The 25,000-nt window shown below is 41.7% G+C and carries 18 protein-coding genes, 1 tRNA gene and 2 pseudogenes; 16 read left to right on the top strand and 5 right to left on the bottom strand.

Translation table 11 applies throughout. The features are described 5' to 3' along the window. From tnpB to tnpC, 5 genes and pseudogenes are all read left to right on the top strand, one after another. A complete protein-coding gene (tnpB, locus tag LBYS_RS18770; RefSeq protein WP_013408721.1) occupies positions 1-339 on the top strand; it encodes an IS66 family insertion sequence element accessory protein TnpB in 339 nt (112 codons plus the stop codon). A gap of 50 nt (positions 340-389) precedes the next feature. Beyond that, positions 390-1,085 (top strand): annotated as a pseudogene (locus tag LBYS_RS09835) (transposase); the annotation flags it as partial. A gap of 535 nt (positions 1,086-1,620) precedes the next feature. Then, on the top strand, positions 1,621-2,853 hold the full coding sequence (ltrA, locus tag LBYS_RS09830) for a group II intron reverse transcriptase/maturase (RefSeq protein WP_013408147.1): 1,233 nt from the start codon (positions 1,621-1,623) through the stop codon (positions 2,851-2,853). Positions 2,854-3,485: 632 nt separating this feature from the next. Then, positions 3,486-4,718, top strand: coding sequence for a group II intron reverse transcriptase/maturase (ltrA, locus tag LBYS_RS09825; protein WP_013408147.1), 1,233 nt, complete (start codon positions 3,486-3,488; stop codon positions 4,716-4,718). A gap of 97 nt (positions 4,719-4,815) precedes the next feature. Continuing rightward, positions 4,816-5,604: pseudogene (gene tnpC / locus LBYS_RS09820) on the top strand (IS66 family transposase); the annotation flags it as partial. Positions 5,605-5,766: 162 nt separating this feature from the next. On the opposite strand, the gene LBYS_RS09815 reads toward tnpC, so the two are convergent. Together LBYS_RS09815 and LBYS_RS09810 are read right to left on the bottom strand one after the other, a co-directional pair. Next, entirely contained in the window at positions 5,767-6,936 is a 1,170-nt protein-coding gene (locus LBYS_RS09815) for a TonB-dependent receptor (protein ID WP_013408720.1), read from the bottom strand. Positions 6,937-6,944: 8 nt separating this feature from the next. Next, positions 6,945-7,481 carry a hypothetical protein gene (locus LBYS_RS09810; RefSeq protein ID WP_013408719.1) on the bottom strand — a complete coding sequence of 179 codons (537 nt, stop codon included), beginning with the start codon at positions 7,479-7,481 and terminating at the stop codon, positions 6,945-6,947. Positions 7,482-7,911: 430 nt separating this feature from the next. Between LBYS_RS09810 and LBYS_RS09805 the strand changes: the two genes are divergently transcribed. The 3 genes from LBYS_RS09805 to LBYS_RS18290 all read left to right on the top strand — a co-directional run bounded on the left by LBYS_RS09805 (position 7,912) and on the right by LBYS_RS18290 (position 9,892). Further along, positions 7,912-8,229: an ISAon1 family transposase N-terminal region protein gene (locus LBYS_RS09805; RefSeq protein WP_229310481.1), complete on the top strand. Its 318-nt coding sequence runs from the start codon at positions 7,912-7,914 to the stop codon at positions 8,227-8,229. Between the two features lie 33 nt (positions 8,230-8,262). Further along, on the top strand, positions 8,263-9,207 hold the full coding sequence (locus LBYS_RS09800; RefSeq protein WP_445468610.1) for an ISAon1 family transposase: 945 nt from the start codon (positions 8,263-8,265) through the stop codon (positions 9,205-9,207). 124 nt (positions 9,208-9,331) lie between these two features. After that, entirely contained in the window at positions 9,332-9,892 is a 561-nt protein-coding gene (locus tag LBYS_RS18290) for a recombinase family protein (protein WP_049781354.1), read from the top strand. Positions 9,893-10,300: 408 nt separating this feature from the next. On the opposite strand, the gene LBYS_RS09790 is transcribed toward LBYS_RS18290, so the two are convergent. After that, positions 10,301-10,374, bottom strand: a tRNA-Pro gene (locus LBYS_RS09790). Between the two features lie 127 nt (positions 10,375-10,501). Here LBYS_RS09790 and LBYS_RS09785 point away from each other — a divergent pair. The 3 genes from LBYS_RS09785 (at position 10,502) to trpA (ending at position 13,315) form a co-directional block, all read left to right on the top strand. Beyond that, a complete protein-coding gene (locus tag LBYS_RS09785; protein WP_013408717.1) occupies positions 10,502-11,440 on the top strand; it encodes a DUF8428 domain-containing protein in 939 nt (312 codons plus the stop codon). Positions 11,441-11,541: 101 nt separating this feature from the next. Next, positions 11,542-12,543, top strand: coding sequence for a M28 family peptidase (locus LBYS_RS09780; RefSeq protein WP_013408716.1), 1,002 nt, complete (start codon positions 11,542-11,544; stop codon positions 12,541-12,543). Beyond that, the gene (trpA, locus tag LBYS_RS09775) at positions 12,536-13,315 is read left to right on the top strand and encodes a tryptophan synthase subunit alpha (protein ID WP_013408715.1); all 780 of its coding nucleotides are present in this window, start codon (positions 12,536-12,538) and stop codon (positions 13,313-13,315) included. Before LBYS_RS09780 ends, trpA begins: the two co-directional genes overlap by 8 nt. Here trpA and LBYS_RS09770 read toward each other — a convergent pair. After that, positions 13,312-15,198: a YgiQ family radical SAM protein gene (locus tag LBYS_RS09770; RefSeq protein WP_013408714.1), complete on the bottom strand. Its 1,887-nt coding sequence runs from the start codon at positions 15,196-15,198 to the stop codon at positions 13,312-13,314. The two genes, trpA and LBYS_RS09770, sit on opposite strands and share 4 nt — an antisense overlap. A 149-nt stretch (positions 15,199-15,347) precedes the next feature. Between LBYS_RS09770 and LBYS_RS09765 the strand changes: the two genes are divergently transcribed. The 5 genes from LBYS_RS09765 to LBYS_RS19080 all read left to right on the top strand — a co-directional run bounded on the left by LBYS_RS09765 (position 15,348) and on the right by LBYS_RS19080 (position 22,818). Further along, the gene (locus tag LBYS_RS09765; RefSeq protein WP_013408713.1) at positions 15,348-20,387 is read left to right on the top strand and encodes a collagen-binding domain-containing protein; all 5,040 of its coding nucleotides are present in this window, start codon (positions 15,348-15,350) and stop codon (positions 20,385-20,387) included. A gap of 106 nt (positions 20,388-20,493) precedes the next feature. Beyond that, positions 20,494-21,435 (top strand): glycoside hydrolase family 43 protein, encoded by a 942-nt coding sequence (locus tag LBYS_RS09760; protein WP_013408712.1) that lies wholly within the window; start codon positions 20,494-20,496, stop codon positions 21,433-21,435. 39 nt (positions 21,436-21,474) lie between these two features. Next, entirely contained in the window at positions 21,475-22,017 is a 543-nt protein-coding gene (locus LBYS_RS09755; protein ID WP_013408711.1) for a helix-turn-helix domain-containing protein, read from the top strand. 28 nt (positions 22,018-22,045) lie between these two features. Further along, on the top strand, positions 22,046-22,444 hold the full coding sequence (locus LBYS_RS19085; protein WP_148225800.1) for an IS3 family transposase: 399 nt from the start codon (positions 22,046-22,048) through the stop codon (positions 22,442-22,444). Between the two features lie 32 nt (positions 22,445-22,476). Further along, positions 22,477-22,818, top strand: a complete 342-nt coding sequence (locus tag LBYS_RS19080) for an IS3 family transposase (RefSeq protein WP_148225799.1) — start codon at positions 22,477-22,479, stop codon at positions 22,816-22,818. A gap of 50 nt (positions 22,819-22,868) precedes the next feature. Here LBYS_RS19080 and LBYS_RS09745 read toward each other — a convergent pair whose 3' ends face one another. Further along, positions 22,869-24,998, bottom strand: a complete 2,130-nt coding sequence (locus LBYS_RS09745) for a S9 family peptidase (RefSeq protein ID WP_013408710.1) — start codon at positions 24,996-24,998, stop codon at positions 22,869-22,871. Positions 24,999-25,000 lie beyond the last annotated feature (2 nt).

Raw genomic sequence — 25,000 nt, 5'->3', positions numbered from 1 at the left:
ATGTTTTCTTTGGGATCATCCCACCGGTTCTATCTCTACGATGGGCATTGCGATATGAGAAAATCATTTGACGGTCTCTGCGGCCTGGTAATTTCCGGCATGAGGCGTCAGCCCACCAGCGGGGAAGTGTTTGTGTTCCTGAACCGTAGCCGTACCCACATTAAGCTTTTGCACTGGGAACGTGGCGGTTTTGTACTGTATTACAAGCGGCTCGAACAAGGCACTTTTGGCAGGTCTACACTGAAAAAGGGAGAGCTGTCATGGAGCGATTTGGTGCTGATGATCGAAGGGATTCAGGTGGTGAGCAGCATACAAAAAAAACGTTATTCACTGCCATAATTGTGCGTGTTTTTATAGGTAGAACGGAGTAAAATCCGTATCTTTATGGTATGGAAACGGCACTGGAAAACCTCTCAAAAGAAGACCTTATCAAGGTTATTTCCAGTCGTGACGAAGAAATAGATTTCCTAAAATCACAGCTTGCCATGTACAAGCGTATGCAGTTTGGACAGAAACGCGAGCGCTTTGAAGGTGACCCCAACCAGACTTCCCTGCCTTTTGAAGCCGCACCAGCAGAGGTAGTAGAGCAGCAAGAGGAAATCAAGCAAAAGATCGAATACACCCGCAGTCGCCCCAATCATAAAGGCCGTGCGAAATTACCCCAGCACCTTCCTGTAGTAGAGATTGAGATCCATCCCGAAGGTGATCTGTCGGAGATGGTGTGCATCGGCAAAGAGATTACCGAAGAACTGGAATGTGAGCCTGCCAAGTTCTATATCAACCGTTACATCCGCTATAAATATGCAGCTAAAAACGGGGAGGGTGTCAAGATAGCAGAACTTCCGGAGCGGGTGATCGACAAAGGCATTCCTGGAGCCGGTCTGCTAGCGATGATCCTGACCGGCAAGTATATGGATCACCTCCCGCTGTACCGCCAGAAGCAGATCTTCGCCAGGGAAAACATCAACATAGCTTCATCGACCATCGAGGGCTGGACAAAAGAAGCGCTGATCAAACTCGAACCACTTTATCAGCAGCTGGTTTTCGACACGAAGGCAAAAGGTTACCTACAGGTGGATGAGACTGTGTGCCTTGAAACAGCCTAAGGCTAGGCTGCATGCTGTACGATTGATGGCAGTTTGGCCTGCCGTTGGGGATGACAGACATACCCAACAAACTACTCCGTGGTGCTGCCTTTCCGAAAGGGGGTGGTATTGAGCGACGAGAGAAAAGGTAGTAATGTAACTATCAAGTGTGATCCAAGGAGCTGAACGAAAGTGAACGGCTGTATTAAAGTATCGTTATCGACTGATACCCTGCCAAAATCGGACAAAAAGTTTCGTGGCCGAGATCAGAGTCCAGCAGCAGTAAACTGGTGTCGGCTGGATGGCAGGCGGTGCAGAGGTCGCAGGAACTTGGATCAGGCGATCGTATGGAACAAGGGAACTTATGGGAGGATGCCAAGGCAAGGACACAAGTGCAACACATGTACAAGGTCAAAATTGCCAAAGCCTTCCATAGGGACGGATCACTCCGTAGTACCGATGAAATTTCTGTAATGGAAATGGAGGAAAGGGAGTGACCGGATCAGTTTCATAATAAACAACAACAGTAAAACGGATGATTGATTACTATGAAACAAAGCAACATCCAATCACCAAGAAAATGGTGTTGGATGCTTACCGAAAAGTACGGGCAAATAAGGGGAGTGCCGGGATTGATACGCAGAGTCTGGAACAGTTTGAGGAACGGTTAGCGGATAATCTATATAAGATCTGGAACCGTATGACCTCGGGCAGTTACCATCCCAAAGCAGTAAGGGAGGTGCAAATTCCCAAGAAAAGTGGAGGTTATCGAGGACTCGGAATACCTACGGTGTCAGACCGGGTAGCCCAACAGGTTGTCAAAAGCTATCTTGAACCCAAGGTGGAGCCGAGCTTCCATCAGGACAGCTACGGTTATCGTCCGAACAAGAGTGCGCATGATGCGCTGGCTAAAACGGTGCGGAACTGTGGGTACTACAGCTGGGTTGTGGACCTGGACATCCGTGGCTTCTTCGATAACATCGATCACGAACTACTCATGAAAGCCGTGCGTGTATATACCGACGAGAAATGGATAATCATGTACATCGAACGCTGGCTTGAAGTGGGCGTAGTGCGTGAGGGTAAAGTGCACAAACGAGAAAAAGGGACACCTCAGGGTGGAGTGATAAGTCCCCTGCTGGCCAACATCTTCCTGCACTTCGTTTTCGACAAATGGATGGAAAAGCATCACGGCAATATGCCTTTTGAAAGGTATTGCGATGACGCCATCATCCACTGTACCACTTGGAATCAGGCTGTATTTATCAAGAATGCGGTAACCAAGCGTATGAAGGAGTGCAAACTTGAACTCAACAGCGAGAAAACAAAAATCGTATACTGCAAAAACTCGATCCACAGAGAGTCAAATCCAGTACCGGTTTCGTTCACCTTCCTTGGTCATACATTTCGACCCTTGGGCAGGCCAACCAAAAACGGCTGGAAACTTACGTATTTTCCGTGTATGAGTCAGGATGCGAAGAAATCCGTTCGAGAGAAAGTGAAGAGTGTAGTGAACAGGCGTTTCATGGGAAAGCTGCAAGACATCGCCCAACGCCTGAACGCAATGGCCAGAGGTTGGATTAATTACTACTGTGTGTATTCAAGATGGACGGTGTACGGACTTTGGTATTGGATTAACCTCAAGTTGGTACGATGGGTTATGAGACGTAAAAAGATGGGAAGAAGGAGAGCACATCAGTGGTTGAGGAAAATCTATAACCAGAACCCAAAACTATTCATCCACTGGACGCTTGCCAGACCGTACTAAATAAAGTAAAGGCTGATCTGGAAGCGCCGTGTGACGGGAGACTGTCACGCACGGTGCTGTGAGAGGTTCGGGGTGAAATTCCCCTTACCTACTCGACGTGTGCCTTGAAACAGCCTAAGGCTAGGCTGCATGCTGTACGATTGATGGCAGTTTGGCCTGCCGTTGGGGATGACAGACATACCCAACAAACTACTCCGTGGTGCTGCCTTTCCGAAAGGGGGTGGTATTGAGCGACGAGAGAAAAGGTAGTAATGTAACTATCAAGTGTGATCCAAGGAGCTGAACGAAAGTGAACGGCTGTATTAAAGTATCGTTATCGACTGATACCCTGCCAAAATCGGACAAAAAGTTTCGTGGCCGAGATCAGAGTCCAGCAGCAGTAAACTGGTGTCGGCTGGATGGCAGGCGGTGCAGAGGTCGCAGGAACTTGGATCAGGCGATCGTATGGAACAAGGGAACTTATGGGAGGATGCCAAGGCAAGGACACAAGTGCAACACATGTACAAGGTCAAAATTGCCAAAGCCTTCCATAGGGACGGATCACTCCGTAGTACCGATGAAATTTCTGTAATGGAAATGGAGGAAAGGGAGTGACCGGATCAGTTTCATAATAAACAACAACAGTAAAACGGATGATTGATTACTATGAAACAAAGCAACATCCAATCACCAAGAAAATGGTGTTGGATGCTTACCGAAAAGTACGGGCAAATAAGGGGAGTGCCGGGATTGATACGCAGAGTCTGGAACAGTTTGAGGAACGGTTAGCGGATAATCTATATAAGATCTGGAACCGTATGACCTCGGGCAGTTACCATCCCAAAGCAGTAAGGGAGGTGCAAATTCCCAAGAAAAGTGGAGGTTATCGAGGACTCGGAATACCTACGGTGTCAGACCGGGTAGCCCAACAGGTTGTCAAAAGCTATCTTGAACCCAAGGTGGAGCCGAGCTTCCATCAGGACAGCTACGGTTATCGTCCGAACAAGAGTGCGCATGATGCGCTGGCTAAAACGGTGCGGAACTGTGGGTACTACAGCTGGGTTGTGGACCTGGACATCCGTGGCTTCTTCGATAACATCGATCACGAACTACTCATGAAAGCCGTGCGTGTATATACCGACGAGAAATGGATAATCATGTACATCGAACGCTGGCTTGAAGTGGGCGTAGTGCGTGAGGGTAAAGTGCACAAACGAGAAAAAGGGACACCTCAGGGTGGAGTGATAAGTCCCCTGCTGGCCAACATCTTCCTGCACTTCGTTTTCGACAAATGGATGGAAAAGCATCACGGCAATATGCCTTTTGAAAGGTATTGCGATGACGCCATCATCCACTGTACCACTTGGAATCAGGCTGTATTTATCAAGAATGCGGTAACCAAGCGTATGAAGGAGTGCAAACTTGAACTCAACAGCGAGAAAACAAAAATCGTATACTGCAAAAACTCGATCCACAGAGAGTCAAATCCAGTACCGGTTTCGTTCACCTTCCTTGGTCATACATTTCGACCCTTGGGCAGGCCAACCAAAAACGGCTGGAAACTTACGTATTTTCCGTGTATGAGTCAGGATGCGAAGAAATCCGTTCGAGAGAAAGTGAAGAGTGTAGTGAACAGGCGTTTCATGGGAAAGCTGCAAGACATCGCCCAACGCCTGAACGCAATGGCCAGAGGTTGGATTAATTACTACTGTGTGTATTCAAGATGGACGGTGTACGGACTTTGGTATTGGATTAACCTCAAGTTGGTACGATGGGTTATGAGACGTAAAAAGATGGGAAGAAGGAGAGCACATCAGTGGTTGAGGAAAATCTATAACCAGAACCCAAAACTATTCATCCACTGGACGCTTGCCAGACCGTACTAAATAAAGTAAAGGCTGATCTGGAAGCGCCGTGTGACGGGAGACTGTCACGCACGGTGCTGTGAGAGGTTCGGGGTGAAATTCCCCTTACCTACTCGACCCGATAAAAGTACTGGACAGCGATAAAAAAGGTGCTGCCCATCAGGGCTATTATTGGGTCTACCACTCCCCATTGGACAAAACCGTACTGTTTGACTATAATCCTTCACGTGGTGGTCACGTGCCTAAATCCATGCTGGATAACTTTAGGGGTTATCTGCAGACGGATGGATATGCGGCATATGATAAATATGGCAAGAAGAAAGATATCACCCACCTGGCCTGCTGGGCACACGCCAGAAGAGAGTTTGAAAAAGCGTTAGAAAATGATCGCAATAGAGCAGAAAAGGCACTTCTGATGATACAGGAGCTTTATAAAATTGAAAACAGGGCTAGAGAGCAACAACTATCTGCCGACAAGATCAAGGAGCTTCGCCTGAAAGAATCGCTACCGGTCATCAACCAAATGGGCAAATGGATATTTGAGCAGATCAAGAATACCCTGCCCAAAAGCCAGATCGGAAAAGCCATGGCTTATGCCTATGCCCGCTGGGATGCGCTATCGGCTTATCTGTATGATGGAAACCTACAGATCGATAATAACCTGGTGGAAAATGCAATCAGACCGGTGGCACTCGGCCGCAAAAACTATCTGTTCGCTGGGAGTCACGAAGCAGCACAGCGCGCGGCTATGATCTACTCCTTCTTTGCCGTTTGCAAAAAACATGAGGTCAATCCCTTCCAGTGGCTGAAATACACCCTGCAGAACATCATGACCATCGATCATAAAAAGCTCAAAGATCTGTTCCCCAAAAACTATAAACAGCTTATTGACAAATCAAATATGTAGTTCGTTGGGCGGATACGGCAGCACAAAGATCGGCAATGATCTATTCATTATTAGCCATTTGCAAAAAGATTGAGGTGAACCCCTACCAATGGCTGAAATACACCTTGGAGAATATCATGTCAATCAACCACAAAAACTTAAAAGATCTCTACCCGCAGAACTTTAAGAATAATCTTCAGGAATCAAACATGTAGTTCGTCGGGTGGATACTGTATACGTATGTGATGTACCAAAATTAATGGAGGCAATTCTCAAGTTGGTTTTTAAGTTGAGGTCTGAAGAGGTTGTCGAATCTAATGTGTAAAAAGATTCTTTTGAATGTGATTTACTGGGAATAGTAGCAATTATAGATCCACTAAGATCTATTGATATTTTTTTATTTATTTCATAAGATGATACCAACCTAGACGATAGAGATTTTGAATTAGTATGAAGATTACGTATATTTTCAATTATACTTTTACTGTCTTTAAAATACCGTTCAGATCGACTATTTTGAATATTTTCACTTTTTGTGTAATCTAAAGTGAAATTTGTATTTAGCTTTTTTAAACGAAATGCGAAATTAGCTCCTATTCCCTTTGTCAAAAAATCTGAACCACTAATACCCTTCATTGGAAATAGCTGCCCGCCTATTGTCGTTCGGATATCACTAAAAGATTTATTTTTTTTAGTAATAATATTTATAATTCCTCCACTCCCTTCAGAATCGTACTTTGATGACGGTGTAGTCGATATTTCTATTTTATCAATATTTTCAGCCGACATGCTCGAAAGAATTGAGGTACTTTGTTTTCCGTTATTACCGATTGGTTTACCGTCAATCAAAAATAAAGGAGTCCCTCTTCCGTTTACGGTTAACCCACCATTTGGGCTATACTTTATGCCTGGCAGAATGCTTAATAATTCAAAAGCATTTCTACCTTTTGACAATATGATGTCATCAATTTTTACAATTAACTTATCTAAATCACGTTCTATACTGTTTTTAAAAGCCTTTATTTTTACTTCATTTAGAAGTATTTCTTTTTTTCTAACGTAAGTGTCCTCTACCGAAATTTTCTGATCATTTTCTGAAATTTCGATTTCTTGATAAATTATCTTTCCAAGTGAGATATAATAGCTTCCGCTTTTCAAACTGTCAAATTTATATTGGCCTAGAGAATCAGTTAAACTTGCTACCAGAAATGTTGAGTCTGCCTTTAGCAAACTAACTTGAATAAATTTTGCTGGGCTATTATCATCTTTTAGTATTCTACCACCAATTTGTTTTTGACAATACGAAATAGTCGGTAGCAACAAGGAAAAAGTAAATATTAAACAATACTTCATTGTTTCGATTATTTTCGTTTCGTCCACGGTTTGAAAATATCTACATCCACAGCTTGTCCTTTATTGATATATATACAAGATATTTTAGATGGTATTTTTTGCGAATAATCCAAATAAGAGGCAATTTTATAGGTATGCTCTGGAGTCCCGTAATATTTAATTGTAGAAAACCATGCCCTATTATACTCTGGGATATTTTGCTGATATGCGCCAATAAATTTTATATTTGGTATTGTAAAGTAATTATTAAACCACAACTTTAACCCGTCGTTTTCTTTATCTGGAAATTCATACTGAAAGTAATCTGGGCCAATATGAAGTATTTCAGATTGATTTGATGGGTTTTTAAAGGTCATTGATTTTTCTAAAGAATTTTCTTCAAATAAACTAAAGCCAACTTTTTGCATCCTTTTTTTAATTTCACCGAAATTTGACATTTTTTCAACTGAAAATAGTAAATCTGCGAAGCTTAGGCTTTGACCATAAGACGTAAGATTTGTAATATTAATTAAGAGGATTGCCAATATTAAGTATTGTTTTTTCATGATTATTCTTCTGCTTTGATTGCTTTTTGGCCTTGATAGGATTAAGTCTGTAGAATTTCTCTATCTCACTAAAAGTTGTATTTATATAAGTGTTAATTGAAATTAATGGAGAAATATTCTAAATCCAAAAGAAAAGTTTTTTTTTATTTATTGGTATGGATAATTTTTATTTAACGGTGGTTTGTTGTGACTGAAAATATTATGACTGTTTCACAACTTTGTTTAAGAATTAATTTTCTCATTGTGGTATGAGTAGGCTTCTGCTTTTTTTCGGGCCAAAAAAAATACAAACTATTTCTTAAGGCTATTGTTTGGATGCAGTGAAGTGTAATGTTAATGTGTTGTTGTAAGCTACGGATTAAGTGAAATTCTTGGGGGGAGATGAATTTTATAGTTTCTTTGCAAGAGAAAAATATAGGAGAAATTGAGCGTGCAGGAGGACTTAGTAAGGTTATTGTTTCCCAGAGAGATTGCTGATTATTTTGATTGTACTAAAGTTGTAGAAGTAGATGGTACGCTCAACTTTCATTTAGAAGAGCTTAATGTAGCTCCTGCCGGATATTTGCAAGAGCAGTTAGAATCGAAAGGTTTTCTTCCTGAGATAAGGGTTCAAGATTTCCCCATCCGCGGCAAAAAGGTTTATTTACACATACTTAGGCGTAGATGGCGTGTAATATCGAGTGGTGAGACCATCAGTAGAGATTGGGATTTGGTAGCAAAGGGTTCGGGGACGCCTAGTCAAGAATGACACAAGAATTTGGGTTGTTCTTAAAAAAAATATTTGGACCACAATCCGGTAAGTAGCCATCAATTAGGCCATTTTTTTCATGTTGATGGAAAACAATTGGGCCAGCAGTACAAAGACCATTTTAGCGATTACCACGATTGGGATCAAAGGGAACACGCACAAGAGTGGATGTTGTTTGCTGAGAATGTTGGGGAACGTTTAAGCATTGATGAAACTGCACTTTCTCAAGGCGAACTCTATACAATCGTTACCAATAAAGCTGCAGCAGGCAGAAAAGGTGCTCTAGTAGCCATGATCAAAGGCACTCGTGCAGAAGATATTAGTGCGGTACTCGAAAAGATTCCTTGGCAGCTTCGTAAAAAGGTAAAAGAAGTAACTTTAGACATGGCAGCAACCATGATAAAGGCCGTCAGACGTAGTTTTCCCAATGCGTCCAGGGTAATAGACCGCTTTCACGTACAAAAACTAGCTTTCGATGCAGTTCAAGAATTACGGATAAAGTACCGGTGGGAAGCCATCAATGACGAAAATGAAGCCATTACAAGGGCAAAACTAAATGGAGAGACTTACGAGCCGGAAATTCTACCAAACGGAGATACATTAAAACAGCTTTTAGCACGTAGCAGGTATTTACTATTTAAACACCAAAGTAAGTGGACATTATCTCAACTTGAGCGAGCTACTTTTCTGTTTGAACGGTACCCAAAACTAGAACAAGCCTATAAATTATCTGTTCAATTGGCTAATATTTTTACCTACAGCCGTGCAAAAGAGGATGCTTTTAAGAAACTAGGCATATGGTATCAGCAGGTAGAAAAAAGCGGCATAGAGGCTTTTAACACAGTCTGTAAATCTGTACAAACACACTATCTACAAATATTAAACTACTTCCATAACAGAAGTACAAATGCGTCCGCGGAATCCTTTAATCGGAGCGGCGAACCGTGCAAAAATAAAAGCCTTCAGAGCCTCTTCTAGGGGCGTACGAGACATCATATTCTTTCTATATAGACTCAAAAATATCTATGCTTAGATAAATCTCCCCCCACGTTTTCGACTTGATCCAAAATACATTGCCATTCATGAACCGCAAGCGGGCATTTTGCGCTGGTCTTTTGAGGAGATAGCCACGGGGCTATACAATACCGAGCAAATCTTTAAACTGGGGAAGGAAAAGGGATTTTCCGGCACTAAGAGCCTTTTCTGGTTTGCTATCCGGAACCCTCTATACTGCGGCAAGATATTTATTCCCAAATACAAAGATGATGAAAGCCGTTTTGTTAAAGGTCTTCATGAATCACTAATAACCGAAGATCTCTTTTATCGCGTGCAGGATGTACTGGATGGCCGAAAACGGAAGCAGTTCCGGTTAAAGGTGCTTACAGATTCAGTGCTGCCCTTAAGAGGGTTTCTGGTATGTCCGGAATGCGACAAAATTTTGACGGGAAGTTTAGCAAAGGGGCGCTACAGGCATTATTCGTATTATCACTGTTTTGCGGGCTGTAAATTCAGGTACAGTGCAGATGAAATTAACCGGCAGTCTGTTTACGAACTGAAGAAATATATTCCGCGCCCGGAAATGGCCGAATTGAATAAGATAGTTTGGAGGAAGCCTGGCACGGGCGGACTGCTCACGGACAGGATGACAGAAAACAACTTCTGAGGCAGCTCAGCGAGCTGTAAGATAAGCTGTCTTATATATGTGATCTGTTATCCTCCAGGCAAATCGAACCGGAAGATTTCAGGGAAATGAAATCAGACTATAATCAAAAGGTAGAGAAGCTGCAAGCCCGGATAAGCGGGCTTTCTCACTCGGAGGTCAACATGAAAGACCTGCTGGATAAAGGAATAGATACGCTACTGCGGGCATATTATATCTATGAAACCGCAGACACAGAGAAGAAACGGCGGCTGATTGGTTCGATGTTCCCCGACAAAATGCATTTTGAAAAAAGTTCACTTCTAACCGGCAGGGTGAATAAAGCAGTACGGTTTATTTATATGGTAGACAATGCGTTAGTCAAAAATATAAACAGGACAAACGAGAATAAATCTCACTTGTCCTGTGATGTCGGGATGACAGGATTTGAACCTGCGACCTTCCGCCCCCCAGACGGATGCGCTACCGGGCTGCGCTACATCCCGAATTGTTCGCAAAGTTAATAAAGTTAGAAGAATTCAAAACATGCAATGTATTTTTTTGGACTTGAAGCTCATTCCTCAGCTTGATATTCAGAATATTATTTAGATTTGTAGAAATTACGTGTATATAATGGAGAATAACAATTCCGTAGTAAAGGCGGGTTTAGTCCTGGCTTTAGCCATAGCCGGGTTTTTCGGGTTCCTTTATTTTCAGGAGAAACAGAATGTTGATGAGAAGTCGAGGGAGATAGAATTAAAGACTTCAGAAATCATTCAAACGAACTTCCGCCTGGATTCAATTGCCAGAGAGTTGGATATCAAGATCTCAGAATTAGCTGCCTTAGGAGGTAGAATAGATGAACTTGAAGCTATTCGTAAGAACCTCGAGACGGATAAGCGAAATCTGATGCATACGAACTCCGTGAATATGCAGGAGTATCAAGAGAAGATCAAAGCCTATGAGAAGATTATCCGCCAAAAGGAGGTGGAGATTGAGAAATTAAGGGCTGAGAATGAGCAGTTGACCGGTATCAATAAAGAATTGAATCGAACCAATGCGAGTTTAAAGGATTCGAATGATGAATTGCAACGTCAGAAAATGGCTTTGGCGGATACCGTTAACCTTTACGCTGAATCCAATAAGCAGTTGAACGAAAAGGTAACGATAGGTGCTGCTTTACGACCTGTGAATTATTTGGTTACGGCAATAAATCGTAAAGGGAAAGAAAGAGACGGGGACGAATTCAAGTCGAAAAGGGTGGATAGGATCAAAGTTTCTTTCAAATTAGCGGAGAACCCACTGACTAAGAAAGAGCCCAAGACTATTTATATGCGCTTGTTAGAGCCAACGGGCAATGTGATAGCGGACATGGCATTGGGTTCAGGAACCTTCCTATTCGGAGGGAAGGAGACCGTTTATACGGCAAAGCAAACTGTCACCTATACGAATAATCTTCAGACGGTGGATTTTGTGTATGATAGAGATAAGAAGTACGAAAAAGGTCAGTATAAGGTAGAACTATATGCTGAAGGTTTCAGAGTAGGACAGACTACCTTTGTCATCAAATAAAAAAGAAATTAGGTGAGTTTTGCCTTCCTCTAACAGGGAAGGCTTTTTTTTGACGGGACTTCTATAAAAAAAAGGTATTTTTGTCCAAACAAGAAAGCAATATGAAGAACTATAAGATTCTCCTCAGTCTGTTGATTGCAGGAAGTGTTTTATCCTGTAAAAAGGCTGAGAAAGATGCTGAAACGCAGGAAGCCGTGGTAGAACAGTCTACAGTACAGGTACCGCAATTCAACCCTGACTCTGCGTTTACATATGTGGCTAAGCAAGTGGCTTTTGGTCCAAGAGTTCCCGGGACTAAGGCGCAAACTCAATGTGCTCAGTGGTTAAGCGCAAAATTGAAGGGGCTAGGTTGGGAAGTGTATGAGCAACGTTTTGATGCAAAGTTATATAGTGGGAAAGTGGTTCCCGGAATCAATATAGTGGCTTCTTATAAGCCGGAAGCGGAAAAGAGAATACTATTGGCCTCTCATTGGGATTCTCGCCCTATTTCTGATCAGGATGAAAGTGTGAAGGATCAAGCCATAGATGGGGCAAATGACGGTGCTAGTGGAGTAGGTGTTTTATTAGAGGTGGCCAGGAATTTGGTTCAAGATTCGGTAAATGTGGGTGTGGACATTGTGTTCTTTGATGTGGAAGATTGGGGTGCTCCGGATACCTTTGAAGGGAAGGTAGATTTGGAATATGGAGGGTATTGTCTTGGTTCTGATTACTGGTCGAAGAATCCTCATAAGAAGCCTTATACTGCATTTTATGGCATATTATTAGATATGGTAGGTGCTGCTAATGCACAGTTTTTCCACGAACAATATTCCTCAACGGTAGCCCCAAGCATTTTGGCAAAAGTATGGGATACGGCAAGCAGATTGGGTTATGGAAATCTCTTTATCAATAGTGCTGGAGGAGCTATTACAGATGACCATGTTCCTGTGATCAAGAACCTGGGAATTCCTATGATTGACATCATTGATTATAGAATGAAAGGTGCAGGTACTGGAGATTTCTTCCCACATTGGCATACTACATCTGATAAATTAGAGAACATAGATAAGAATACGCTTAAGGCAGTAGGGCAGACGCTACTGCATGTGATATATCATGAATAGAATAGAGCAGCTTTTTGCAGATAAGAAAGGAGAGATACTGAGTATATATTTTACGGCCGGATTTCCGGGTCCTGAAGATACGCGAGTCATTTTGAAAGCTTTACAAAGCTCCGGTGTGGATTTGGTAGAAATAGGTATGCCTTACTCTGATCCTGTGGCAGATGGGGAGACCATTCAGGCTTCAAATCAACGTGCTTTGGATCAGGGAATGAGTGTAGAGAAGCTTTTTGGCCAATTGGCCACTATGCGCTCAGAAGGTATTACTATTCCGGTGATCTTGATGGGTTATTTGAATCCAGTTTATCAGTATGGCATTGAGAAGTTTTGTGCCAAATGTAAAGAGATCGGAGTAGACGGGCTGATACTTCCTGATCTGCCATTGGATGAATACAAAGGTGAGTACGAAGAGATCTTTAGAAGGTATGGTCTATTGAACATATTCTTGATTACTCCTCAAACATCTGATGAGCGGATTAAGGAGATAGATGCGAATTCTTCCGGATTCATATATATGGTTTCTTCTGCCAGTGTTACCGGTGCTACATCAGGCGTGAATGATCAGATGGAAGCGTATTTTGAGCGAGTAAGGTCTTTGGGTTTGAAGAATCCTCAATTGGTAGGATTTGGTATCAAAGACAAGGATAGTTTCCAAAGGGCTTCAAAGCATGCATCCGGAGCCATTATAGGAAGCCAGTTTGTTAGAGTATTGGAAGCGTCCGCTTCGGATCTGGAGGCAGGAATACAGGAATTTATAAAAGGAGTAAGAGATTAACGTCTCTTACTCTTATTTTTCTTATGTTGTTTTGGAGTATTTCCAGAATGGCTGTAAGTATTTCCCACCAGCTTATTCGCTAGATCCTTTTCTCCAAGTTTAGTTAGCCTGTTTCTTATCCAGTTTCTCACTTCCGGTTTATACCAGAAGAAATAGCGGTTCTGTACTTGTTTCTCTTCTGGAGACTTGGCCGTTTTTACCGGTTGCAAAGTATAAGGATGTACCCCTGTATAGTAGATGACTTCAGCTACGGTCATAGGTGTAGGGGTGAAGTCTTGAACTTGTTCTAGTCGGAAGCCCATATCCTTAGTTTCAGCGGCCAGGTGAGCCATATCCGCTTCTTCACAGCCTGGGTGAGAACTGATGAAGTAAGGAATTAGCGGTTGCTTTAGGGAATGTTTCTCCTGAATCTTATCGTATTTTTCTTTGAACTTATGGAAGTACTTGAAAGAAGGCTTGCGCATTACTCTCAGCGTAGCGTCAGAGGTGTGTTCTGGGGCAACTTTCAGTCGGCCGGAAACGTGTCTGGTAACCAATTGTTCCATGTATTCATCGTGGTTTCCGTCCTGGTTATTCTTATTAAAGTCGTCGACCAATAGATCATAACGGATACCTGATCCTACGAATGCTTTTTTCACACCAGGGTGGGCATCTACCTTTCTATAGATCTCAGTGAGAGGCTTGTGAGAGGTATCCAGGTTAGAGCAGATGACCGGGTGTATACAGGAAGGAGCCTGGCATCTATTGCAGATGCTTTCGTCTTTTCCTTTCATTCTGTACATGTTAGCGGATGGTCCACCTAGGTCAGAAATGTAGCCTTTAAATTCAGGGTGAGCTACCAGTTCATCTACTTCTTTTAGGATAGATTGCTCAGAACGCGATGCAATGAACTTTCCTTGGTGAGCAGAAATGGTACAGAAGCTACATCCTCCAAAACATCCTCTATGCATATTAATAGAGAATTTAATCATCTCATAAGATGGTATAGGACCTCTTTTAGAGTATTTGGGATGGGGCATTCTGGTATAAGGCAGGTCAAAGGACGCATCCATTTCTTCCTCTGTCATGATCTTATAGGGAGGATTGATGACGAGAGTTCTTTGGCCTACTTTCTGAATGATTCTATTGGCTTGCCATTTATTGGACTCTACTTCTACTATTTTAAAGTTAGCAGCGTACTTGAGTTTGTCATTCAGACAATCCTCGTGTGAAGCAAGTTCAACAGTGTTCCAATCTGGACTTTCCGGAACATGGGGAGCCATATAGGCTACTTGGCGGACTTCCCTTATTTCAGATAAAGGAACACCGCTTTTAACAGCTTTGAGGATATCTCGCAGGGGTTGTTCTCCCATCCCGTACACGAGTAAATCTGCAGGGGCATCTTCAAGGATGGTAGGGAGGAGTTTATCTTGCCAGTAATCGTAGTGGGTTACTCTTCGTAATGAAGCTTCTATACCTCCTATTAATACGGGTACATCCGGGTAAAGTTCCTTTAGGATTTTTGTATATACTACCGTAGCGTAATCAGGGCGGAAACCTGCCTCGCCACCGGGCGTGTAGCTATCGTTTGAGCGGAGGCGTTTGTTTGCGGTATAATGGTTAACCATGGAGTCCATACATCCGGCAGTTACCCCAAAGAAATATTTTGGCCTACCGAACTTTTTGAAATCACGGAGGTCGTCTTTCCAGTTGGGCTGAGGAATAATAGCTACTTTAAATCCTTCGCTTTCAATAATTCTACCTATCACTGCGGTTCCATAGGAGGGATGGTCCACGTAGGCATCGCCTGAGACGATGATTACGTCCACTTCATTCCATCCCCTCATTTCTATTTCCTTCTTTGTGATGGGTAACCAATCCTTTAATTGCCTAGCTCTAATCATAGTACAAAGGTACGTGTAAAGAGGGGTAAAAGCCTTGTGTACCAAAGTTTTTTACAAAAAATCACTTTTTGGCATAAAAATTGAATTGAATGTGATACTGTAAAGCTGTGGGCTGATTTGAGGAGTGGAACCACTAATACTTTAAGGATATGAAATACAATTACATTACAATGATAAACTTTACTAATTCAGCGCAGTGGATACGCCAATTCCTATTGGTATACCTTCTGATGGTTACATCAGCATACGCTCAATTTAACCCTATTGAGCCAGCCAGAGGGTTTAATGTAATCACCAAGGGTGCGTTTGAGGTGACTTCCGGGGATGTGGAAGGAGGCGTAGCCGTAGGTGGAAGACTCACCATAAACGGTAACGTTCAGGTGAATATAGCCCAAGGGACTGAGACCTTTAAACATGGATCTGATGCTCAAGCAGTGGGTCTTATCGTTAATGATGGGGTTACCTATCAGAGCGGCAAGGTCGATGTGAACAGCAATAGGTATGTTAAGATTAAGGATCTGAAGGATTCAAAGTTGTATAAGGACCAAAACAATGTCTATCAAGGACAGATTGTGGCATCCAACGCAACGAATAATAATGTTCATATCCGCATTAATCAGAATCAATCTGAAACTTCCATAAAAAGTGATGTTAGTAGTGAATTTAATTTTACTAGTGTATTTAATCAGTTTCAGAGCTATTCTAATGCATTGAGCAATATAAGTTCAAATGTTAATGTGATCAATTATGAAGGGAATAAGTATAGGTTAAACATTAATTCTAATACCAATAATGTCTTAAACATTACAGCTACTCAATTACAAGATTACTCAGCAAGTGGGGATCTGCAATGGTCAGCAGTGCCATCTGCAAATGCTCCCATGGTGATTAATGTAAATATGCAAGGTGCAGATTTTACATGGAATTCCCCTAACATGATGCTAAATGGAGTGGATAAGGCGCATGGCCAATATATTCTTTGGAACTTCTATAATGGACAAGGAAAGACTTTGAAGTTGGTAGGTTCAAGAACTATAGTAGGGTCTATATTAGCTCCTGGAATTAATATTGATAAAAGGGAAGGATACGTAGAAGGTCAGATTATAGCAGATAGCTTCTATATGGAAGGTGGAGAAGTGCATTTCCAACTGCACAAATCTACAATAACTCCCCCTACTGAATGTACGGGTTGTGAATCCAAGAACTTGGTATATAACCCTAATTTTGCCGCATCAAATGCCACTGCAAACTGGGAAGTTATTAAATCACGTTCAGATGTAAGTTGGGGGGTATTTGAGCATAATTTTGGAGGGTCAATAGGAGTTAGGAAAGTAGGTCAGTTAAACTGGAATGATTACTTTGGAGATAATTATGTTTATCAAAATGTTGTAGACGGTGTTGTTCCAGGTAAATCTTACGTATTCACAGCTTCAGCAGCCACACACCATAACTATTATAACGGTACGAATAGATACGCTCAAATGTGGCTAGAATTCTATGATGCTAATAATAATAAGATTTCAACTACTGCAAAGAAGACGATTTTGACGGCGTATGCCAATTTCCAAACGTATACCATCTCAGGAACTATACCAAATAATACTAAATATCTCAGAATTGTAGGTTACGCAAATGGTACAGCTCTGAAATTTACGAATAACATTCTAACTATAGACTGTTATGATGCTGTCAACACTTCTTTTGTTAAAGTTAATGCAGATTGTACGGATAAAAATGGTAAGATCACTGTAACTGCTTCAGGGGGTTCTGGACAGTTCAAGTATTACATAAAGAAAGGCAGCGCAGCTTATAGTGCAGGGCAAGACTCTAATGTTTTTACAAATCTTACTTCAGGATCTTATACTGTAAAGGTACAGGATGTAAATACTACAGATTCCAAATGTACCAAAGAGTTTAGTGTTACTATTACCAAAGAGTCTATTCCAAATGCTCCAACCGGTGTAACCAATAAGACTATCTGTAAAGGATCAGGAACGAATTTAAGCGGCTCTTGTGAAACAGGCAGTACCATTAAGTGGTATCAAAACGATAAAACAACCCTAGTAACAAACCTAAATGTAAATCCTACAAGTACTACTACTTACTGGGCAAGATGTGAAGCTGCTTGTAATAGTGACTTTGTGTCCTTGACTGTTACAGTAGAAAATCTTCCTACAGTAACTGTAGAAGATAAGACCATTTGTGCGGGTGAAAGTGTGACACTGACCGCAGTATGTAGCGGTACCAGTGTAACTTGGAATACAGGACAAAATTCAGCTAGTATCACTGTATCTCCGAACATCACTACGAATTATACGGCAACTTGTAAGACCGCTAATAATTGCCAAGCTACCGCAACGGCAAAGGTGACCGTTACTCCGAGAGCAGATAAGCCAACTGGCATTTCTGATAAATTGATTTGTAAAGGTAGCAGCTTAACTCTTCCTGGAAGCTGTGCAACAGGAACTACTTTAAAATGGTATCAAGACGATAAAACTACTCCTATTTCTGGAACTTCAGTAAGTCCAACAACTACTACGAACTATTGGGCCAAATGCCAAAGCACTTGTAGTAGTGAATGGGTTTCCATGAAAGTGACGGTAGAAGATCTTCCTACAGTAACAGTAGAAGATAAGACCATTTGTGCGGGTGAAAGTGTGACACTAACCGCAGTATGTAGCGGTACCAGTGTAACTTGGAATACAGGACAAAATTCAGCTAGTATCACTGTAACTCCGAACACCACTACGAATTATACGGTTACGTGTAAGTCAGCAAATAATTGTGAAAAGACGGCAACGGCAAAGGTGACGGTTAATCCTAAACCTACTGTAACTGTTAATAATTCGGGTTCTATAACTTGTGCTGGTGGGTCCTTAATTACGGCAACAGCAAGTCCAAGTTCCGGCGTGAATTATACTTGGACCGTACCAGCAGGAGCTTCAAATCCGGGGAATGTTGCATCATTTACTGCTGTTGTTCCTGGAACTTATAGCGTGACTGTTAAAGTAGGATCTACAGGTTGCGAGTCTACATCTGCTTCTACTACGGTAACCGAAGACAAGAATACTCCGGACGTAACGGTGAACACAGGCGTACTTACTTGTGATGTAACCTCAGTGAAATTGACAGCTTCAGAAGTAGCAGGAGCTACATACTCTTGGAGCTTCGGAGGAGCAACAGTAGGTACAGGTAGAGAATACACGGCTACTCAAGCGGGTACTTACAGCGTAACGGTAACCTACTCGAACGGATGTACGAAGAACTTCACTACTACGGTAACTGAAGACAAGAATACTCCGGACGTAACAGTGAACACAGGCGTACTTACTTGTGATGTAACCTCAGTGAAATTAACAGCTTCAGAAGTAGCAGGAGCTACATACTCTTGGAGCTTCGGCGGAGCAACAGTAGGTACAGGTAGAGAATACACGGCTACTCAAGCGGGTACTTACAGCGTAACGGTAACCTACTCGAACGGATGTACGAAGAACTTCACTACTACGGTAACTGAAGACAAGAATACTCCGGACGTAACAGTGAACACAGGCGTACTTACTTGTGATGTAACCTCAGTGAAATTAACAGCTTCAGAAGTAGCAGGAGCTACATACTCTTGGAGCTTCGGCGGAGCAACAGTAGGTACAGGTAGAGAATACACAGCTACTCAAGCGGGTACTTACAGCGTAACGGTAACCTACTCGAACGGATGTATTAAGAACTTCACTACTACGGTAACGGGAGATACGAACAAACCTACAGTGGTACTTGAAGCGGGTAAACTGACTTGTAATGTAAGGGAAGTTACTGTGGCTGCAGCAGCTGTGAATGCCGTTTCTTATCACTGGACAGTTCCTACAGGAGTTGCTCAGCCAGCAGATACGGTTAGAAGCTTTGTAACTACTGTTCCGGGAGTATATTCTGTAGTGGTAACGGCTTCAAATGGTTGTACGGCAACAGATATGATAACTGTAGTAGAAGATAAGACTGCTCCTACGGTAAGCACGAAAGATTTGGTGATCTTATGTGACCAAACAGAAGGTAAACTAGTGGCTACTGGTACTCCTGGTGCAACATACATGTGGACGGGTCCAAATGGCTTTACTGCCGTGGGTGATACTATCACAGTTAGTTTGGCTGGACAATACACCGTAAGAGTGGTGAATTCCGTGACAGGATGTGAAGGCACAGCAATAGCTAATGTTACTCGTCAGGAGAAACCTGCTGCTCCAAGCACCGGACCTCACAAAGTTTGTATTGGGGAGTCTGTTACACTAGCAGCGACTTGTACTAGTGGAACGGTGAAATGGTATAGTGATCAAGCTTTGACACAAGAAATTACGCAGTTAACATTTATTCCGACTGCAAGCACTTCGTACTATGCGGTTTGTGTAAATAGTGAGTGTACAAGTGGGGCTGCGGAATCTGTGATCACCGTAACTCCAGATTACCCTGCGCCGGTTCTGTCTGCAACTCCTGAAGAGATAATTAAAGGAAACAGCAGTGTGTTGAACGGAAATTGTGAAACAGGTACATTGGTTTGGTACACTGACAGTGCACTAACTAACGTCTTAAGCACAAGTGCTAGCGTTTCAGTAACACCAATGACCACCACCACCTATTATGCGGCATGTATAGTAGAGAATTGTAAGAAGGCTTCTGAGATCACTGTAAAAGTTAAAGAAGGAATCTTCGATCTAGCCCTACGTAAAACATTAAAAGCCGGTCAGAAGAATGTCTTTAAACCTGGTGATAGTGTAACCTTTGAAATCACAGTGTTTAATCAAGGAAATGTGGATGCTACTAATATTGATTTGGTAGATTACATCCCTACAGGATTAACCTTGACTGATGCCAATTGGACCTTGGACGGTTCAAAAGGAAGATGGATCAATGCTATCAGCTTCTTAGGTGCAGGTGAGCAGAAAACCGTTTCGATCACCTTCGTACTTAACGATGATGCAGTTGGACCAGTTATAAATAACTATGCTGAGATCGCAAAAGCAGAAGGTGGCACGGATATTGATTCTACTCCTGATGACAACAAGGACAATGATGGCATAGCTAAGAATGATGAGATCAACGAAGACGGTAAAAAAGGTGGAGATGAGGATGATCATGACTTTGAACCTATTACCGTATGTCCTGATCAGAAGTGCTTAACAGCAAAAGTTAAAGTGAAGAAATAATTCCTATCTTTCAAAAAATATATGTAAGTAATCTTAAACACCGGTGGTTTTACTACCGGTGTTTTTTTATTATTACCTATATTCACGGGCAAAATATCTATTCATCATGAAAATCATACAGTACTTCTTATGGTTAGGATTAAGTTTTTCCGCACAAGCACAAAAATCAGGTAACCCCATATTACCGGGATGGTATGCCGACCCTGAAGCCATTATCTTTGATCAGACCTATTGGATATATCCTACCTATTCTGCACCTTATGAAAAGCAGGTATATTTTGATGCATTTTCCTCGCAAGATCTTATAACTTGGAAGAAACATGAGAGAATTCTTGATACTTCAGCGGTGAAATGGGCTAAGCGAGCCATGTGGGCACCTTCCATAATACGGAAAGATGGGAAATATTACTTTTTCTTTGGTGCGAATGATATTCAAAATGATAATGAAATAGGAGGAATAGGAGTGGCGGTGGCTGACAAACCTGAGGGACCTTATAAAGATCACTTAGGTAAACCTTTGGTGGATCGTTTTCATCATGGTGCACAACCTATCGATCAATTTGTCTTTCAAGACGGCAAAGACTTCTACCTGGTTTTTGGAGGCTGGAAACATTGCGTTATGGCAAAACTGAATGATGATTTTACAGGATTTACTACAGAATTTAAAGAGATAACTCCTGAAAATTACGTTGAAGGGCCTATGTTTTTCAAAAAGGACGGGAAGTATTATTTTATGTGGTCAGAAGGTGGCTGGACGGGACCGAATTATGCTGTAGCCTATGCCATTAGTGATAATCCCTGGGGGCCTTTTGAGAGGAAAGGAGTGATCCTTAAACAAGATCCTGAAATAGCCACCGGGGCTGGTCACCATTCCGTATTGAATGTGGGAGAGGATTGGTATATTATTTACCACAGAAGGCCTTTAGGAGAAACGGATAGAAATGCGCGGGTAACTTGTATAGATAAAATGGAATTTGATGAAGACGGTAATATACTTCCGGTGAAAATGACCTTTGAAGGGGTAAACAAAAAAGGTGGTCAGAATTAGAGTGCCCCCAAAAAGTTAGACACTAATTGGGGCATTTTTATGAGCAGGAAAGTAAAGTATGATCTAGCGTTTAAGCTAAGATGTGTAAAAGATGTTTTAGAAAAACATCAATCAATAGTAAGAGTAAGTGACAGCGTGGGGATTAACGAAGTTCTTTTACGGAAGTGGTTACAAGAGTATGAAATAGGTGGTTTAAAAGGTCTGGAACCTAAGGTGAGCAATCGGACTTATAGTTCATCTTTTAAACTCAATGTTTTAAAGGCTATCGAAAATGAGAATTTAAGTTTAAAGGATGCGCGATTGAGATTTCGTATTCCAAGTGACTCAACCATAATCACTTGGCAAAGGAATTTTGCTACCTTTGGTATCAACGGTTTAGAAAGCAAACCCAAAGGCCGTCCCATAACTATGAATCGCAAACCCAAAGCACCTTTAACGAGATTAGAAGAGCTAGAATTAGAAAACGAACGTTTACGTTGTGAGAATGCTTTTCTAAAAAAGTTGAGAGCCTTAATTCAAGCCGAGGAGGAACAACGCCGCGGACAATCGCAAAAGCCATACAAGATTAAGGCCAGAGTTTAATCTACAGTTATTGTTAGATTGCTCTCATATGGCTAGAAGTAGCTTTTATTATCATCAACTCTGCAGTAAAAGCGACAAGTACCGTGAGCTAAAGGAGCTCATTAAATGCATTTATCATAAGCATAAAGGGCGTTATGGCTACAGAAGGATTACAGATGAGCTGCGAAAGCTAGGCCGGATCATCAACCATAAAACGGTTTTAAAGTTGATGAGTTTATTGGGATTGAAGAGCTTGATTCGAAGGAAGAAATACCAGTCGTATCGGGGAGATCAAGGTAAAATAGCACCTCATATTTTACAACGTAACTTTAAAGCGGATCGGCCAAATCAGAAATGGGTAACAGACATCACAGAATTTAAAGTTCGAGACAAAAAACTTTATTTATCACCCATTATGGATCTTTATAATCAAGAAATTATCAGTTAAGTGAACGTCCTGTTTTTGGCCAGGTAGTAGATATGCTCAAAAAGGCATTCAAAAAGATCCCTAACGGCACTCAGCTACTATTGCACTCTGATCAGGGCTGGCAGTACCAAATGAAACAATTCCAATCTCTACTCAAGAAAAAGGGAATCGTTCAGAGCTTGTCGAGAAAAGGCAACTGCTTAGACAATGCCATTATTGAAAACTTCTTTGGAACACTGAAAGCAGAAATGTTTTACATCCAGAAAATCGACTCCATAGAAGAGCTAAAGAATCAAATCAAAAACTATATTTACTATTACAATCATGAAAGAATAAAGTCAAACCTAAAAAAAATGAGCCCGATTCAATATCGAACTCATTTCTCAGAAACTTAATTTTTAACCCTCCAACTTTTGGGGGGCAGTCCAAATTAGACCACCTTTTTTTAGATATATCTCTGGAAGAATTCATGAATTCTCAAGATTCTATCGATTCTTTGCCTCACATTACCTGTTCTGGAAAGTTCGTGCGTAGCACCTTGATATCTCACGTATTCTACATCTCTACCTAGGTATTTCAAGCTTTTGTACATCATTTCTGATTGGATAACCCCTGTCCTTAGGTCGTTATCTCCGTGCTTGATTAAGAAAGGAGTTTTAATCTTATCAACATAGGTAAAAGGAGAGTTTTCGCGAATTTTAGTCTCTTCTTCTTTTTCCCAAGGAAGTCCGAAATAGTTAGGAGTTAATCTCCAGGCGTTTCCTTCTCCCATAAATGTACTTAAATCATATACTCCTCTTTGTGCAAATGCTGCTTTGAATCTATGATCGTGGGCGATAATCCAAGCCGTCAAATATCCGGCGTAAGAACCTCCTGTGATCACTAATTTATCTTTGTCAACCCAAGACTCTTTGCAAGCCATATCCAGGGCTCCTAAAGCATCTTCTTGAGGTCCTTTTCCCCAATCTCTATAATTGGAGAACTGGAAGTCCTTTCCGTAGCCTCCTGATCCTCTTTGGTTAGGGAAAACTACGCCATAGCCCATAGCAGCAAAGTATTGGAATTCATGCCACATAGAGCCTTCTCCCGGTCCCCACATCGCCGTAGGTCCTCCGTGTAATTGAAGTACTACAGGATACTTTTGGCCTTCTTTATAATTTGCAGGCTTCATTACCCAAAACTCTATGTCTTGTCCTTTAGAGTTCTTGTAGATCTGTTTTACAGGAACGCTTAGGATTTTATTCTTCAACCAATGATCGTTAAGATCAGATACTCGAGTTTTTGTCTTTAAGTCCGCAGAGGCAATATAAAGTTCATTAGGGTTATCAGCCCCTGTTCTTGCATATACCCATTCTCCGCTATCTAAAAGGGTTAGTTGGGCGATTCCGGTATCGTAGTCGGTTAGACGGGTCACTTTACCGCTGCTTAATTCTAATCGGAAGATAGGACTACCTCCATTGGATTGTGCTGTAAAATACAAGAATTTCTCATCTGGTGTCCAATTGAAGCCAGAAGGCACACGATCAAAGTCGATTTCTTTCAGTTGGCTTCCATCAGAATTGACAATAGCAAGTTTACCGTATGATAGGCCGTTGGTGCCAGAAATGACGGTTGCCGCTTTTTTTCCTGAAGGGGATAGAGAGAAGCCTCTAAATGCCGTCTCGTTTTTACTAAGAATGACTTTTTGAGAAAGGTCAGATAGTTGGATCTGAACAATTTTGTTTTCACTTTCTCTATCCGGATGTTCATCTGCATCCTTTGCAGTACTTACAAATATGCTTCTACCATCAGGAGCGTAATTTGCACCATTGTACGAGGCAAAACCTGAAGTCAGGGCTCTTGCCTGAGCATTTTCTTTTACTTCGATTTCAAAAAGGTGAGAGAAGGAAATATCCCCGTTTAAGTTTGCTTCACCCTGGAAATTCAAGCGCGTAAATACTCTAGTTTTCTTGTCTTCCGTGCTTTTGTTTAGGTATGCTCTAATTTCCTCTAGGTTTCCATCGGGATTTGGTTTTACCTTAGATCCCTTTAACAGGTAGGAATCTTTTTCAAATCCAGGCTTTTCCAGTGAAAATGCGGGAAGTCCTTTTTGTGGGTTAAGAAGAGAGTCATTCACTAATTCCTCTAAACGGATACCGCCACTATAGAGAATTCTTTTACCATCCGGTGAAAATTTAGGGCTACTAGCACCGTATTTAGAGTGGGTTAGTTGCCAAGGCTCACCGCCTGAAAGAGGTAAGATAAAGATTTGTGATTTGTCTTTAACTCTTCGTACAAAAGCTATCATCTTGCCATCAGGAGAGATCTCTGCCTGACCCACTCCTTCCTTACCTTGAGTTAGGGCAATACTGCTTTTTCGGTCCTCAGAAAGGAGATAAAGTTTATTGATATAGTCATATTCCAGAGGCTTGTCCTCGTTTTTGACTATGGAATTAACGGTGTATACGACTTTGTTTTTTGCGGCTGTAATACCGCTTACTTGTTGGATCTTAGTCAAGTCGCTCACTAAGATCTTGTCCTTTTGCGCTAGGATAACCCCGGGCAAAAGGAGGAGTAGTACAAGGATTCTTTTCATAT

This window comes from Leadbetterella byssophila DSM 17132, assembly GCF_000166395.1.
GTDB lineage: Bacteria > Bacteroidota > Bacteroidia > Cytophagales > Spirosomataceae > Leadbetterella > Leadbetterella byssophila.
Note: the sequence above shows the minus strand (reverse complement) of the source record. Positions and strands in the feature narration are given on the sequence as shown.

Coding starts and splice junctions, on each gene's coding strand:
- trpA (WP_013408715.1), top strand. CDS start 12,536: ATGAATAGAATAGAGCAGCTTTTTGCAGATAAGAAAGGAGAGATACTG.
- LBYS_RS09780 (WP_013408716.1), top strand. CDS start 11,542: ATGAAGAACTATAAGATTCTCCTCAGTCTGTTGATTGCAGGAAGTGTT.
- tnpB (WP_013408721.1), top strand. CDS start 1: ATGTTTTCTTTGGGATCATCCCACCGGTTCTATCTCTACGATGGGCAT.
- LBYS_RS19080 (WP_148225799.1), top strand. CDS start 22,477: ATGCTCAAAAAGGCATTCAAAAAGATCCCTAACGGCACTCAGCTACTA.
- LBYS_RS09815 (WP_013408720.1), bottom strand. CDS start 6,936: ATGAAGTATTGTTTAATATTTACTTTTTCCTTGTTGCTACCGACTATT.
- LBYS_RS09785 (WP_013408717.1), top strand. CDS start 10,502: ATGGAGAATAACAATTCCGTAGTAAAGGCGGGTTTAGTCCTGGCTTTA.
- LBYS_RS09745 (WP_013408710.1), bottom strand. CDS start 24,998: ATGAAAAGAATCCTTGTACTACTCCTCCTTTTGCCCGGGGTTATCCTA.
- ltrA (WP_013408147.1), top strand. CDS start 3,486: ATGATTGATTACTATGAAACAAAGCAACATCCAATCACCAAGAAAATG.
- LBYS_RS09755 (WP_013408711.1), top strand. CDS start 21,475: ATGAGCAGGAAAGTAAAGTATGATCTAGCGTTTAAGCTAAGATGTGTA.
- ltrA (WP_013408147.1), top strand. CDS start 1,621: ATGATTGATTACTATGAAACAAAGCAACATCCAATCACCAAGAAAATG.
- LBYS_RS09765 (WP_013408713.1), top strand. CDS start 15,348: ATGAAATACAATTACATTACAATGATAAACTTTACTAATTCAGCGCAG.
- LBYS_RS09760 (WP_013408712.1), top strand. CDS start 20,494: ATGAAAATCATACAGTACTTCTTATGGTTAGGATTAAGTTTTTCCGCA.
- LBYS_RS19085 (WP_148225800.1), top strand. CDS start 22,046: ATGGCTAGAAGTAGCTTTTATTATCATCAACTCTGCAGTAAAAGCGAC.
- LBYS_RS09810 (WP_013408719.1), bottom strand. CDS start 7,481: ATGAAAAAACAATACTTAATATTGGCAATCCTCTTAATTAATATTACA.
- LBYS_RS09770 (WP_013408714.1), bottom strand. CDS start 15,198: ATGATTAGAGCTAGGCAATTAAAGGATTGGTTACCCATCACAAAGAAG.